Origin of the sequence: Streptomyces iranensis (assembly GCF_017874715.1) — a bacterium.
Lineage (GTDB): Bacteria > Actinomycetota > Actinomycetes > Streptomycetales > Streptomycetaceae > Streptomyces > Streptomyces iranensis.
This window is the reverse complement of record NZ_JAGGLR010000016.1, coordinates 239,002-252,562: the sequence shown is the minus strand read 5'-3', so window position 1 is coordinate 252,562 and position 13,561 is coordinate 239,002. Positions and strand designations below refer to the sequence as shown.

The window sequence follows — 13,561 nt, the reverse complement described above, 5'->3', positions numbered from 1 at the left end:
ATCAGCATCAGGACTCGACGAAGCTGTACGGCGGCAGCGGACCATTGATCCGCAGCTTCAGCCAGGGATGGGCCCGCTCCAGTTCGGCGGCGGCCGACAGCAGCGGATCGGCGGCGTCCTTGCCGAGCAGCAGCGACAGGCTCACGAACCAGCCGCCGCTCTCCGGACCGGGCCGCACCTCCTCGGCGGTCGGTGCCAGCGCCTCCTCCACGAGCTTGGCGTCCCGCACCTCACGGGCCCGTACCGCGCCCGCCATCAGCTCGCCGAAGCGCACCCGGTCCTCGTAGGTGCCGCCGCCCGCCGCCCGGTTGGCCTCCGCCATCATCCGCAGCTCCGGCTCCTCGGCGAGCACCTGGTGGAGCACCGAGTCCTCGTCGTGCACGGCCTTGACGTTGTACTCCACCCGGTCGGACAGCCGGTTCAGCTGGTCCTGGTAGCGGGCGGCGTGCTCGGCCAGCACGCTGCGCACGTCGTCGTCGCTGGAGGAGACGCTGCCGAAGCGCATCGGCAGCACCGCGCGGGAGTCGCTGACCTCGGCCAGCACATGCTGGTGGGCCAGCAGATCGCGGCGCCGGGGCTTGAGCTCGGGCGGGCAGTCGCTGACGATCGCGGCCAGCTCGCCCTCGTTCAGCGCCCGGACCGGCAGCGGGGGGTCGCCGATGCCCAGCAGCCGATCGCCCAGGTCCGGGACCTCGCCCCGCGCGATGCCGTAGACATACGTGGTCATGAGGACTCCTCGGCCTTCCGTGGCGCCGCCTTACGGGCCGGACGGCGCCGGCGCGGCTCCTCCTCTTCCTCCTCCGACGGGCGGATCGCGTCGGCCACGGACTGGGCGGCCTTGGAGACGGTGTCGCCGGCGCCGGAGAGGGCGCCCTTGGTCTTGGACCGCGCGCCGTTCTCGGTGATGCCCTCGACCACCTCGGGCAGCCCGGGGGACTTGCTCGGGCCGGACTCCAGGTCGAGGCGGTTGCACGCCTCGGCGAACCGCAGATAGGTGTCGACACTCGCGACCACGATCCGAATGTCGATCTTGAGTATTTCGATGCCGACCAGGGAGACTCGGATGAACGCGTCGATCACCAGCCCTCGGTCGAGTATGAGTTCCAGGACGTCGTACAGGCCGCTGGTGCCGCCCCCGCCCCTGGATTGCTGTGCCGGGACAACAGTGGTCATGTCGGGTCGTTCCTCTCGTTTTCCGGTGGCGTCCGGTCCCCCGCCGGTGTCAGCGGCGGTCGCTCCGGCCGCGCTCATAGCGGCGGAGGCGTCGGTAGCCGGTCAGCAGGCCGTCCGGGTCGAGGGTCACCTCGTAGAGGGCGATCAGGCTCATCGTCTCCGGCACCCGGACCAGTTCTGTCACCTCGGCCTCCAGCAGCCACCCGTCGTCGGTCCGCTCCAGACGGGGGAGGGACTCGGGGTACAGGCCCGTCAGCTCGACGAGCTGCTCACGGGCGGCACGCAGGAGTGCCAGCGGGCTCGGGCCGCCGGCCGCCGTCTTCTCGGGGGTCTCATCGGATCTGTCAGTCATGTTGGCTCCGGGGCGGCGGGTACCGCGTCCGGGTGGGGGTAAACCTCGGGCTTCGGCACCCGGCGATTTGTGGTGGAATTGTGCGCTCCGGAGGGGTCCGGGCCGTGCTTTTCCGGCCGCCGCGGGAATTGTTCGACAGATCGCGTCCGCGCACCGCCGCCCATACCGGAGCCGGCCGTTTGGCGCGGGATATCGACGGAAACTCGCAATCATCTTCGAGGCGTCAACACAAGCCCCGTAAGAGTGATGAAGTCGTTCACAAACCCGGGCGTGTTTTCTGTGACACAAGTGTGACGAATGGCGGCCGTGAGAGGCATGGGTCGGTGGTAGTCCCGTGGCGGTTCAGACAACTCTGGGTTTGCCCCCTGTAGGGAGCCACCTACGGTGGCTCTCATGGGACCTGTACCGAACCTTCCGGCCGAGCCCGACGACGACCTCGACAGCTATGTGGGCCTCGATGCCGGCACCGCCGAGGAGAGGGCGCGCGAACGCGGCTGGAGCACCGTACGGACGCTTCCGCCGGGCGCGATCATCACCATGGAGTATCTGAAGGGGCGGATCGACTTCGAGGTGGACGACGGCACGGTGAAGCGCTGCTGGCGCGGCTGACCGGGCGCGGCCGACGGGCCGCACGCCGACCGCTAGCCGCCGACCGGCCCGAGTCCGCGCCGGTGCGCGCCGATGGGGCCGGTGCGCGCCGATGGGGCCGGTGTGCCCGGCGCGGATACGACCACGGCCCCGGAACGCTCTCGCGGGAGCGTTCCGGGGCCGTGGTGTGGGTGTGGCCGGTCGGCGCGGGGGAGGACGTGCGTACCGTCCCGCGGCCCGGTGGGTGGCTCAGCCTCCGGCGGCCGTACGACCCCGGGAGGCGCCGGACGGGCCGAAGGGCGCCGTGGCGCGCGGCACCCGGTCGGCGTGCGGCGGCCGCCGGCTGCCGACCGGGGTGACCGGGGTGCGCTCGGAGCGCATCGTGTGCTGGCGGACCGGGTGGAGGGGCCGCCCGTCGGGGCTCCGGCCGGTGGCGGTGCCGGGCCGGACCACGGCCACGGTCTCGCGGGTGGGCAGCTCGTCGTCGCGCGCGGTGCGCGGGGTGGCCAGCGGGGTCCCGGCGACCGGCCGCCCGGACGGCACCGGCACGGGCGCCCGGCGCTCGCGCAACCGGTGCCACAGGGTCAGCAGCAGCGCCTCGGCGCGGGCCATGGCGGGCTCCAGCCAGGGCAGCGCCAGCAGCACCAGCACCCCGGCGGCCCAGCCCAGCACCACATCGCTCAGCCAGTGGGTGCCGAGGTAGACGGTGGTCATGCCGACCCCGAAGGCGAAGCCCGCGGCGATCAGCGAGGCGACCCTGCGGGCCACGGGGGTGGTCGCCAGATAGGCCAGAATGCCCCAGGTGACCACGGCGTTCGCGGTGTGACCCGAAGGAAATATATCGCCGGTGCCCCACATCTCGTTGGACCCGACGGTGGTCGCGTAGTGCGGACCGAGCCGGCCGAAGCCGATCTTCACCGCGCCCACGGTGGCGTTCAGCAGCAGCAGGGAGGTGCCCAGCGCCAGCAGCGGGCGCAGGGTGCGCTGCCGGTAGCAGCACCATCCCAGCCAGGCGGCGACGGCCACGGCGGTGGGCCCGCGCTGGCCCATGACCACGAAGTAGTCCAGGAAGGTGTGGAACTCGGGCCACTGCTTGTAGGGCCGGAAGAGCATGACCTGCCAGTCGAGCTTCACCAGCCATGAGGTGGTGAGCACGCCGATCACGGTCGCCGCGTAGACCGCCAGCGTGGTCCCGAGCAGCCAGAAGCGTGTTCGGGTCATGCGCGGTCGCGCGAGATCGGGCCTTCGCTCCTCGGTCGCGGGGAGCTTGTCTTCGGTACGCACCTAATCGACGTTACATTGCGTGACAGGCGGGTTCAGTCGATCAGGTCGCTTTGTGATGACGATGTGATGTGGAGTACGTCTCGTCCACGGCTTTTGGCCGCGCCCTTTCCAAGGAATGCGCGAGGCCCGGGACTTTTCTGCTCCCCGCCTTCCAATGGGCGTGTCTCAGGGACTTTATGGAATTCTTACAGGGCGTGTTTATCGCCTATTAGCCATAGCGTTCCCCGAAGTTTCCCCCGGCGTCGCCGGGTGGCCGGGAGTGATCGTCCGCGGGGCCCCGCCCGGCCGGTCGGGGTGGCCGGATCGCGGTGGTGGCCGGATCAGGGCGGCCCGGAGCCGTGCAGCCAGAAGGCCCCGTACACCGCCGAGGCGAGCCCCACCGACCCCAGGATCAGCGCGGTGCGCACCGGGCGCAGCCGGGCCAGGGCGACCGCGATCGGCAGCAGCAGCGGGAAGGCCGGTAGCAGCAGCCGGGGCTTGGAACCGAAGTACCCCTTCGCGGCCAGTGCCAGGACGAGCACCGCACCGCCGTAAGCCAGCAGCGGCAGCGGCTGGCGCTGCCGCACACAGCGGACCGCGAGCCGGACCAGCGCCCCGACGCCGAGCAGCAGCCCGAGCCCGCCCACGAAGGGCGGCTCGATCAGCAGCCCCCCGATGAAGCCCGCGAAGGCCAGACCGCCGTCGAAGCCGTTGCCCCAGCCGTTCTGCACTTCGAAGTAGCCGGTGATGCTCCCGGTGTGGAGGGCGACCCACGCCACATAGCCCAGCCAGCCCAGCGGTGCGAGTACGACGCCCGCGAGCAGACTCCGATTCGTGCGCCACGCCTGGCGCCGCCCGTCCTGCAGCAGCTCCACCGCGGCCGCCACCCAGACCGCGGCGACCACCGCCGCCCCCACCGGCCGGGTGAGCCCCGCCAGCGCCGCGCACAGCCCCGCCCACAGCCACCGCCGGGTGAGCGCCGCGTAGACCCCCCAGGCGGCCAGCGCCGTGAAGAGGGACTCCGAGTACGCCATCGACTGCACGATGCCGACCGGCAGCACACCCCACAGCACGGCCAGCGTGACACCCACCCGCCGCCCGTACAGCAGGTCACCGATCGCGAAGATCCCCCAGGCGGCGAACAGGGACGTGACCGAGCTCACCAGCAGACCGGCGTCGGCCACGGCCAGCGGGGTTATGGCCGATATCACTCGCTCCAGCGCCGGGAGCAGGGGGAAGAACGCCAGGTTGGAGTGGACCGCGCCGTCGGGCAGATGGAGCGTGTAGCCGTACCCCTCCTCGGCGATGCGGGTGTACCACAGCGAGTCCCAGCGCGCGGAGAGCAACTGGTGCGGGCTCTTGTCCGCGAAGGCTCCCCAGATCGCGAGAACCACCAGCCCGAGCAGGCGCGTCCCCGCGTATGCGAGCAGTGCTGGAGCGGCCCGGCGCAGCGCGCGCCCGGCGGCGCGGCCCGGTCGGCCGTCGTCGCTGAGCGGCGCGGTGCCGGCCTGGGCGAGATCAGTCACGGCGACGATTATCAAGGATGTCCGGGCCGCCCGCGGAGCCTGTGGACAACGCTCCGCGAAGGGGCCGCGGGGGCTGTGGACAACTACGTCGCGGGAACCGCGACCGACGGCGGGCGACGGCGGACGACAGCGGTCGACAGCGGACGACAACGAGGGACAACGAGGGACGAACGGAAGGCGGCCACCGGTGGGCCACGGGTGGGACGCGGGTGGAACGCCGGGAGGACACAGGAGGGACGGCAGAGGGACGGAGGGACAAAAGGGGAAGTCTGGAACGTACGCCTCCGTAACCATCCGCGGGCCGGTCCCAACATGACCTGCGGCACACGGCTCGCGCGGGGACTCGCGTACCCTGACCTCTCACTCGCGCCTTCGCCACCGGGGTCACCCGGACGTCCCTACGACGTGACGTACCGCCGTCACGACGGCGGACCGCGAGCGTAAGACCCAGGGAGGTGCGTACATGTCCGGGACGACCACGGCCGGCAATCGGCGGACGGCGGGCGTTCCCCGGCAATGGCGCGGCACCGAGGCGAGCGACGGCGGGTCGAACCGCTGGGTCGTGCTTCTCGTGCTCTGCGTCAGTCTGCTGCTCGTCGCCGTGGACGCGACCGTGCTCCATGTCGCGGTCCCGGCGGTGACCGAGGATCTGCGCCCCGGCGGGATCGAACTGCTGTGGATCGTGGACGTCTACCCACTGGTCTGCGCCTCGCTGCTGATCCTCTTCGGCACCCTCGGCGACCGCGTCGGCAGACGACGCGTCCTGCTGCTCGGCTACGGGCTCTTCGGCGCCGCCTCCGCGATCGCCGCCTTCGCCCCCAACCCCCAGATCCTCATCGTGGCCCGCGCCCTGCTGGGCGTCGGCGGCGCGATGATCATGCCTGCCACCCTGTCGATACTGCGCCAGGTCTTCCCGGACCGCCGGGAGCGGGCGCTGGCGATAGGCATCTGGAGCGCGGTAGCCGCCGTCGGCGCGGCCGTCGGCCCGCTGCTCGGCGGCTTCCTGGTGGAGAACTTCTGGTGGGGTTCGGTCTTCCTGGTCAACCTGCCCCTGATGATCGTGGCGCTGCCCGTCGGCCGCTGGCTGCTGCCGGAGTCCACCGGCGACAAGAACGGCCCCTGGGACGTGCTGGGCGCGCTCATGGCCGCCTGCGGGCTGTTCTGCGTTGTCCTCGGCGTCAAGCGGGTGGGCAGCGGCGCGGGGCCGCTGGACGCCGTGACCGCCGCCCCGGTGCTGGTCGGGGCGGTGCTGCTGGTGCTCTTCGTCCGCCGCCAGCGCCGCCGTACGCATCCGCTGGTGGACCTCAAGCTGTTCGCCCGGCCCGCCTTCTCGATCTCCGTCGGCTGTATCGTGCTCGCCCTGCTGGCGCTCGTCGGCCTGGAGCTCATAGCCGCCCAGTACCTCCAGCTCGTGCTCGGGCTCACCCCGCTCGAGACCGGTCTGCGGCTGCTGCCGCTCACCTTCGCCGCCATGGCCGCCGGGCTCGTGGGGTCCCGGATGCTCCAGTGGCTCGGCCCGCGGGTCATGGTCGTGGTCGGCTTCGCGCTCACCGCCCTCGCCGTGCTCTCGCTCACCGCCATGGGCCTGTCCGACCGGCCGGCCGTGCTCGCCGGCGGCTTCATCGTCCTGGGCTTCGGCCTGGAGACCACGCTGTTCAGCGCGTACGAGTCCATGCTCAACGAGGCGTCGTCCGGTTCCGCGGGCGGCGCGGCCGCCATCGGCGAGACCTCCTACCAGCTCGGCGCCGGTATCGGCATCGCCCTCCTCGGCAGCGTCATGAACGCCGCCTACAAGCCCGGCGTCTCCTCGGTGCCCGGCGTCCCCGCCTCCGCCAGTTCCGACGCGAGCCAGTCGCTGGGCGCCGCGTACAAGGTCTCCGACCGGCTCGGCGGCCACGCCGGGGAGGCCCTGCGGTCGGCCTCCCGCGCCGCCTTCGTGCACGGTCTGCACGTCACGCTCGCGGTCAGCGCCGGGCTGCTGACGCTCGGCGCGCTGGCCGCGCTGCGGCTGCCCAAGGCCATGGAGTGCGCCGCCGACGAGGAGGAGTCCACCCAGGGCCCGGCGGAGCAGCGGGGGTCGGCGGAGCAGCAGGGGCTGGCGGACCAGCAGGGCCCGGCGGACCAGCAGGGCCCGGCGGAGCAGCAGGGGCTGGCGGAGCAGAAGGGGCGGGACGGCACGAAGGCCCCGGACGGCACGAAGGCCCCGGCCCGTCTCGACCGCGCCACCGTCGCCGCCGAGTCCTGACCGACCAGGGCCGGGGCAGCTCGGGGCCTACCGGGTGTCCGGCGGTCTTTCCCCTCCCCGCCCCTTCCCACAACTGGGGCTCCGCCCCAGGCCCCGGGGTCCAGGGGCGAAACCCCTGCCGTGCAGCGAAGCCCTTGCCGTGCGGCGGAGCCGCATGCCGATGCTGTGGGAAGGGGCGGGGAAGGGAACAGCCCGCCGCAGGTTCGGGACAGCCCGCCCCGCCCCGAGTCCCGCCCTCGCCCTACTCGACCGCTGCCCGGCCGCTGCCCGGTCGCTGTCCGGCCCGTGATGACCCGGCGTGAGCAGGTCTGGACGCCAGGGGTTACCCGGTCGTAGCGTCGGAGCGGCCGGGCTGATCACCCGGCCGCCGGGCGGGAGGACGTGCCCCGGCGGCCGGTATCCGCCCGGCGTACCCGGAACCGCATCCACCGGAGGCCGCCACCCATGTCCGCTGGCACCCTGCCGTCGTTCGATCCGCGCGACCCGCTGGGGCTCGACGATCTCCTCGACCCCGAAGACCTCGCGGTCCGCGACACCATGCGGCAGTGGGCCGCCGACCGCGTACTGCCGCACATCGCCGACTGGTACGAGCGCGGCGAGGTGCCCGGCATCCGCGAGCTGGCCCGGGAGCTCGGCTCCCTCGGCGCACTCGGGATGTCCCTCACCGGCTACGGCTGCGCGGGCGCCGGTCCGATCCAGTACGGCCTGGCCTGTCTGGAGCTGGAGGCCGCCGACTCCGGGATCCGCTCCCTGATGTCGGTGCAGGGCTCCCTGTCCATGTACGCCATCCACCGCTTCGGCTCCGAGGAGCAGAAGGAGCGGTGGCTGCCCCGGATGGCCGCCGGCGAGGTCATCGGCTGCTTCGGGCTGACCGAGCCCGACCATGGCTCCGACCCGGCCGGGATGCGCACCTACGCCAAGCGGGACGGCTCGGACTGGGTGCTCACCGGCCGCAAGATGTGGATCACCAATGGCTCGGTGGCCGGGGTCGCCGTGGTGTGGGCCCGCACCGACGAGGGGATCCGCGGCTTCGTCGTCCCCACCGACGCGCCCGGCTTCTCGGCCCCCGACATCAAGCACAAGTGGTCGCTGCGCGCCTCGGTCACCAGCGAGCTGATCCTGGACGAGGTACGGCTGCCCGCCGACGCGGTGCTGCCCGAGGTCACCGGGTTGCGCGGGCCGCTGAGCTGTCTGAGCCACGCCCGCTACGGCATCATCTGGGGATCGATGGGCGCGGCCCGCTCCGCGTTCGAGGCGGCGCTGGACTACGCGCGGGAGCGGGAGCAGTTCGGCCGGCCGATCGGCGGCTTCCAGCTCACCCAGGCCAAGCTGGCCGATATGGCGCTGGAGCTCCACAAGGGGGTGCTGCTCGCCCACCATCTGGGGCGGCGTTTGGAGGCGGGGCGGCTCCGCCCCGAGCAGGTCAGCTTCGGCAAGCTGAACAATGTGCGGGAGGCGATCGAGATCTGCCGTACGGCCCGGACGATTCTGGGCGCCAACGGGATCTCGCTGGAGTATCCGGTGATGCGGCACGCCACGAATCTGGAGTCCGTGCTCACCTATGAGGGCACCGTCGAAATGCACCAACTGGTGCTGGGCAAGGCGCTCACCGGAATCGATGCCTTCCGGTGAGCGGCCCCGGGGCTAGCTCTGGTTGAAAAAGCCCGTGGCGTGGCCGGACTGTCCGCTGACGATCTGGAAGTCGGCCGGGGTGAGGAGGAAGACGCGGTTGGCCACCCGGTCGATCGAGCCCCGCAGCCCGAAGATCAGCCCGGCCATGAAATCCACCACGCGCTTGGCGTCGGCGGACTCCATCGTCGTGAGGTTCACGATGACCGGGACGCCCTCCCGGAACAGCTCGCCGATGCCGCGGGCGTCCCGGAATCCGTCCGGGGTGACCGTGGCGATCCGGGTGCCCTGGTCCCGCGCGGTCTCGTCGGCCACCCGCGCGCGCGGGTCGGTCATCCAGGAGTCGCCGGGCTCGGACCCCTCGGCGTAGTCGTCGTCGTAGTAGCGCTCGTCATCGCTGTCGTCGACGAGGCCAAGCCAGGCACTTGCCTTGCGTACCGATCCCATGGACGCCTCCTCTCCCTGATGGTGTGTACTGTCCGCCCCTCTATGGTCGTCCATGATGCGGATGGTCTGCCACGTGGATTGCGGCCGCACAGGGGATTCGTGACGTTACTGGTGCACAACGGCTGGCGCCATATCAGAGTTCCACCTGCTTACGAAGGCTGACGGAGCGGTGGGTAGACTCCGCCGCTGCCGGACGGGTGACGTCGGGGACGTACGGGTGAACGGGGATCGTGGTGTTTGGCATTATCCGGCCTTGTCGGCATCGGCTGTCGGAAAACCTGCGCACTGAGTGGATGGCGCATTTGTGCGGGCTGTGCCTCGCGTTGAGGGGTGACCACGGGCAGTTCGCCCGCATCGCCACCAATTACGACGGCCTGGTGATATCGGTGCTGGTGGAGGCCCAGGCCGGGCGGTCGGAGGGTCGGCGGCGGACCGCCGGGCCCTGTCCGCTGCGCGGGATGCGGACGGCGTCGGTCGCCCAGGGCGAGGGGGCGCGTCTCGCGGCCACCGTCTCGCTGGTGCTGGCCTCGGCGAAGGTACGCGACCATGTGGCGGACGGCGACGGGGCGTTGGCCCGGCGGCCGGTCGCCGCGGCCGCCCGCCGGGTGGCCGGGCGGTGGGATCGGGCCGGGGAGCGCAGCGGCGCCACGCTCGGCTTCGACACCGCGCTGCTGCTCGACGCGGTCGGCCGGCAGGAGGAGCTGGAGTCCCTCGCGGGCCCCGGCACCCCTCTGCTGACCGTTACCGAGCCCACCGAGACCGCGACCGCCGCGGCCTTCGGGCACACCGCCGTCCTGGCCGGGCGGCCCGGCAACCGGGCCCCGCTGGAGGAGGCGGGCCGGCTCTTCGGGCGGCTGGCGCATCTGCTGGACGCGGTGGAGGACCTGGCCGAGGACGCCGAGACGGGCGCCTGGAACCCGATCGCGGCCACCGGGACCGACCTCACCGAGGTCCGCAGGCTGTGCGACGACGCGGTGCACGGGGTGCGGCTGGCGCTCAAGGACACCGAATTCGTGGGCAAGGGCTCCGGGCGCCTCGCCCATGTACTGCTGGTCCATGAGCTGGGGCGCGCGGTCGACCGCGCCTTCGGCACCACTGGCTGTGCGCACACCGGAGGCCAGGGCGCGGGCACCCCGGGCACCCCGGGCACCCCGGAGTCCTCCTACGGGCCGCCGCAGTCGCCGTGGATCAACCCGGGAGGCCCCGGCGGCGCGCCCCCGGAGCCGCCGCACGGCCGCCGACGGGGGTTGATCGCGGGCTGCCTGGTGTGGACCGGGCTCTGCTGCACCTGCCAGGTGTGCTGCCGCGATCCGTACCACGACCCGTGGTCCGGGCAGCCGCGCGAGGGCCTGTGCCATAAGTGCGGTGACTGCTGCGACTGTTGTGACTGCTGCAGCAATTGCGGCGACTGCTGCAGCTGCGACTGCTGTGATGGGTGTGACTGCGGCTGCGACTGCTAGCCGCCAAGGGGCGCCCGTCGGGTCTTGCCGCCTGCGGCGGGCTGCTCCCCTCCCCGCCCCTTCCCGACACCTGACGATATGCGACTCCGCCGCATGCGGGGCTCCGCCCCAGCCCCCGAAACTGGGGCTTCCGCCGCAGCCCCCGAAACTGGGGCTTCCGACCAGGCCCCTGGGCCGGGGTTTTCGTCCAGGCCTCTGGGCGGGGGCTTCCGCCGGGGTTTTCGCTCAGGCCCCGGGCCGGGGGCTTCCGCTCCAGCTCCTGGGCCGGGGCTTTCGCCTAGTCCCTGGGCCGGGGTTTTCGCTCAGGCCCCGGGCCGGGGCTTCGTTCCTTTCGGGGCATCGATATGCGGCTTCGCCGCGTGGCAGGGCTCGGCCGCCGGACCCGGGGGTCCAGGGGCGGAGCCCCTGGTTACGGGAAGGGGCGGGGAGGGGAAAATGACGAAGGGGAGGGGGCAATGACGTGTGTGGGAAGGCCGAAGGCGCGTGACGACGCGGATGTGCTGCGGCCACGCCGGGGGAGGGAATCCGGCGGGCGCGGGCGAAGCCTCGAAGCGCTGCGGGACGGAAATCCCCTATGGCAGCGGAGGCGGGCGGTCAGCCCGAACAGGACGACGACCACACCCGACCGAAGTCGATGTGGTCGCGCGTGACCAGTCGCTGCCCTGAGTCCATGGGGCAAGTGGAGCAGCCTTCCGCTTCCTCGTCAACCGCGGTGAGACGCGCTGCTCACAGTTCGGACGGTCTTGACAGCGCACCCTGGGGTCGTCTTAATCTCAGGCTCATGCCGGGCTGAGGGGCCCGGCCGTTGTCGAGCTGAGGGGCTCGGCGTGTGTGCAGGCCATGCGTGTGTTCACTTCAGAACTCACGGAGCCTCCGCATGTCCGCGAACCCGGACCATCCCGTGCATCCGGATCACCCCTTCCGATCACCCGCCGCGGTCGTCCCACCCGCCACGGTCGTCATCGTCGGCGCGGGCCCGCGTGCCACCGGTCTGATCGAGCGCATCGCCGCCAACGCCCCCGAGCTGTACGGCGACGGCGCCCCGTTCGAGCTGCACCTGGTCGATCCGCATCCACCCGGCGGCGGCCGCATCTGGCGCCCTGACCAGTCCCCGCTGCTGTGGATGAACTCCATGGCCGAGGACGTCACCATGTTCACCGACGAGTCGGTGGAGCGCGAAGGCCCGATACGTCCCGGCCCCTCCCTCGCCGAATGGGCCCGCGAGGTCCGTGGGGCCCACGAGGTCCGCGAGGTCCGTGGAGCCCACGAGGTCCGCGGAGCGGAGCGGCCGCCCGCCCTGCCGCCCGAACTCGCGGCCGAGGCCGCCGCCCTGACCGGGCGCAGCTTCGCCACCAGACGGCTGCAGAGCGCCTATCTGCGCTGGGTGTACGAGCGCTCGGTGGCCGATCTGCCGCCCGGCACCATCGTGCATGAGCACCGGGACCGGGCCGTGCGTGTCACCGGGCCGCGCGACGGACGGCAGCAGGTGTGGCTGGAGGGGCGTACCGCGCCGCTCACCGCCGACGCCGTGATCCTCGCCCTCGGCCACCTCGACGCCGAACCCGACGCCGAGCAGCGGGCGCTCACCGCGTTCGCCGCCGAGCACCGACTGGTCCACCTCCCGCCGGAGTTCACCGCCGACAGCGATGTGAGCGCGCTGCGCCCCGGTGAGCCGGTGATCGTACGCGGCCTCGGCCTCGCCTTCGTGGATCTGATGGTGCTGCTCACCGAGGGGCGCGGCGGACGCTATGAGCGCGGCCCGGACGGCGAGTTGGTCTACCGGCCCTCCGGCCGCGAGCCCGTGCTGTACGCCGGTTCGCGGCGCGGTGTGCCGTACCACGCCAAGATCGGCTACTCGCTGAGCGGTGAGCGGCCCCCGGTGCCGCGTTTCTTCGGCCCCGCCGAGGTCGATGCGCTGCTCTCCCGCCCCGCGCGGCCGGACTTCCGGCGTGACGTCTGGCCGCTGATCGCCAAGGAGCTGGGGTTCGCCCACTACCACCGGCTGTTCACCGCCCATCCGGAGCGCGTGGCCGGGGAGTGGTCCGCGTTCGAGGAGAAGTACGCCGCCTGCCCGCCCGGCAGCCCCGACCTGGACGTCCTGGTCGCCGCGGCCGTCCCCGATCCGGCCGACCGGCTCGACCTCGACACCCTCGACCACCCTCTGGCCGGGCCGCGGTTCGGCGACCACGAGGCCCTGCAGCAGGCGCTGCGCGGCCATATCGAGGCCGACCTCGCCCGCCGCCACGACCCCGCGCACAGCCCCGACCTGGCCGTCTTCCTCGCCCTGCTCTCCGTCTACGGCCAGCTGATCCGGCTCGGCGACATCGGCGGCTGGTGGCACGGCTTCTTCAGCTTCCTCGCCTCCGGCCCGCCGGGGCCGCGGTTGGAGCAGCTGCTCGCGCTCTCCCGCGCCGGAGTGGTCCGCTTCCTCGGCGCCGAGACGACCGTGACCACCGATCCGGTGCGCGGGGTGTTCCGGGCGAGCTCCGCCAGTGTGCCCGGCCATGCCGTCGAGGCCCGTGCGCTGGTCGAGGCCCGGCTGCCGGAGCCGACCGTGGACCGCTCCCGCGACACCCTGCTGCGCTCCCTGCACCGCGACGGCGCCGCCGCCACCCCGGTCGGACTGCTCGCCGTCAGCCCCGCCGACGCCCGGATCCTGGACCGGGCGGGCCGCCCGCATCCGCGCCGCTTCGCGCTCGGCCCGCACACCGACGCCCGTGCCTCGGGCGCCTTCGCCCGGCCCCGCACCAACGCGCCCGCGTTCCGGCAGAACGATGCCACCGCGCGCGCTCTGCTGCGCTGTCTGCGCGAGCTGTCCTGTCGCGCCACGGTCACCGCCTGAGCCGTGCCACCTGAGCCTCGCCGCTTGGGCTTCACC

Annotated in this window: 11 protein-coding genes; 5 read left to right on the top strand and 6 right to left on the bottom strand. The window is 72.4% G+C overall.

Going from position 1 to position 13,561, the window contains the following annotated elements:
* Positions 1-7: 7 nt before the first annotated feature.
* Genes J2Z30_RS28625 through gvpO form a run of 3 tightly spaced genes read right to left on the bottom strand, consistent with a single transcriptional unit; the run spans position 8 to position 1,525 of the window.
* Positions 8-727 (bottom strand): GvpL/GvpF family gas vesicle protein, encoded by a 720-nt coding sequence (locus J2Z30_RS28625; RefSeq protein ID WP_044577536.1) that lies wholly within the window; start codon positions 725-727, stop codon positions 8-10.
* Complete coding sequence (locus J2Z30_RS28620) at positions 724-1,173, bottom strand: gas vesicle structural protein GvpA (protein ID WP_044577539.1); 450 nt, start codon at positions 1,171-1,173, stop codon at positions 724-726. Before J2Z30_RS28620 ends, J2Z30_RS28625 begins: the two co-directional genes overlap by 4 nt.
* A 49-nt stretch (positions 1,174-1,222) precedes the next feature.
* Complete coding sequence (gvpO, locus tag J2Z30_RS28615; RefSeq protein ID WP_044577542.1) at positions 1,223-1,525, bottom strand: gas vesicle protein GvpO; 303 nt, start codon at positions 1,523-1,525, stop codon at positions 1,223-1,225.
* 393 nt (positions 1,526-1,918) lie between these two features.
* On the opposite strand from gvpO, the gene J2Z30_RS28610 reads away from it, so the two are divergent.
* Positions 1,919-2,134 (top strand): I78 family peptidase inhibitor, encoded by a 216-nt coding sequence (locus J2Z30_RS28610; RefSeq protein ID WP_044577544.1) that lies wholly within the window; start codon positions 1,919-1,921, stop codon positions 2,132-2,134.
* A gap of 228 nt (positions 2,135-2,362) precedes the next feature.
* Here J2Z30_RS28610 and J2Z30_RS28605 read toward each other — a convergent pair whose 3' ends face one another.
* Together J2Z30_RS28605 and J2Z30_RS28600 are read right to left on the bottom strand one after the other, a co-directional pair.
* Positions 2,363-3,397 (bottom strand): phosphatase PAP2 family protein, encoded by a 1,035-nt coding sequence (locus J2Z30_RS28605; RefSeq protein ID WP_044577547.1) that lies wholly within the window; start codon positions 3,395-3,397, stop codon positions 2,363-2,365.
* Between the two features lie 320 nt (positions 3,398-3,717).
* A complete protein-coding gene (locus tag J2Z30_RS28600) occupies positions 3,718-4,902 on the bottom strand; it encodes a mannosyltransferase family protein (protein WP_044577549.1) in 1,185 nt (394 codons plus the stop codon).
* A gap of 463 nt (positions 4,903-5,365) precedes the next feature.
* Between J2Z30_RS28600 and J2Z30_RS28595 the strand changes: the two genes are divergently transcribed.
* Both J2Z30_RS28595 and J2Z30_RS28590 read left to right on the top strand, forming a co-directional pair.
* Positions 5,366-7,147 carry an MFS transporter gene (locus J2Z30_RS28595; RefSeq protein WP_044577551.1) on the top strand — a complete coding sequence of 594 codons (1,782 nt, stop codon included), beginning with the start codon at positions 5,366-5,368 and terminating at the stop codon, positions 7,145-7,147.
* A 444-nt stretch (positions 7,148-7,591) separates the two neighbouring features.
* On the top strand, positions 7,592-8,779 hold the full coding sequence (locus tag J2Z30_RS28590; protein ID WP_044577554.1) for an acyl-CoA dehydrogenase family protein: 1,188 nt from the start codon (positions 7,592-7,594) through the stop codon (positions 8,777-8,779).
* Between the two features lie 12 nt (positions 8,780-8,791).
* Here the strand turns inward: J2Z30_RS28590 and J2Z30_RS28585 are convergent, their stop codons facing one another.
* Positions 8,792-9,223, bottom strand: a complete 432-nt coding sequence (locus tag J2Z30_RS28585) for a cell division protein SepF (RefSeq protein ID WP_037949899.1) — start codon at positions 9,221-9,223, stop codon at positions 8,792-8,794.
* Between the two features lie 233 nt (positions 9,224-9,456).
* Here J2Z30_RS28585 and J2Z30_RS28580 point away from each other — a divergent pair, with 233 nt between their 5' ends.
* Positions 9,457-10,683, top strand: a complete 1,227-nt coding sequence (locus J2Z30_RS28580; protein ID WP_078957396.1) for a DUF5685 family protein — start codon at positions 9,457-9,459, stop codon at positions 10,681-10,683.
* A gap of 877 nt (positions 10,684-11,560) precedes the next feature.
* Positions 11,561-13,525 carry an FAD/NAD(P)-binding protein gene (locus J2Z30_RS28575; RefSeq protein WP_245388529.1) on the top strand — a complete coding sequence of 655 codons (1,965 nt, stop codon included), beginning with the start codon at positions 11,561-11,563 and terminating at the stop codon, positions 13,523-13,525.
* Positions 13,526-13,561 lie beyond the last annotated feature (36 nt).

What these genes read in the sequence shown, in the direction of transcription:
- J2Z30_RS28625 (WP_044577536.1), bottom strand. Translation starts at nt 727, where the DNA reads ATGACCACGTATGTCTACGGCATCGCGCGGGGCGAGGTCCCGGACCTG.
- J2Z30_RS28620 (WP_044577539.1), bottom strand. Translation starts at nt 1,173, where the DNA reads ATGACCACTGTTGTCCCGGCACAGCAATCCAGGGGCGGGGGCGGCACC.
- gvpO (WP_044577542.1), bottom strand. Translation starts at nt 1,525, where the DNA reads ATGACTGACAGATCCGATGAGACCCCCGAGAAGACGGCGGCCGGCGGC.
- J2Z30_RS28610 (WP_044577544.1), top strand. Translation starts at nt 1,919, where the DNA reads ATGGGACCTGTACCGAACCTTCCGGCCGAGCCCGACGACGACCTCGAC.
- J2Z30_RS28595 (WP_044577551.1), top strand. Translation starts at nt 5,366, where the DNA reads ATGTCCGGGACGACCACGGCCGGCAATCGGCGGACGGCGGGCGTTCCC.
- J2Z30_RS28590 (WP_044577554.1), top strand. Translation starts at nt 7,592, where the DNA reads ATGTCCGCTGGCACCCTGCCGTCGTTCGATCCGCGCGACCCGCTGGGG.
- J2Z30_RS28585 (WP_037949899.1), bottom strand. Translation starts at nt 9,223, where the DNA reads ATGGGATCGGTACGCAAGGCAAGTGCCTGGCTTGGCCTCGTCGACGAC.
- J2Z30_RS28575 (WP_245388529.1), top strand. Translation starts at nt 11,561, where the DNA reads ATGTCCGCGAACCCGGACCATCCCGTGCATCCGGATCACCCCTTCCGA.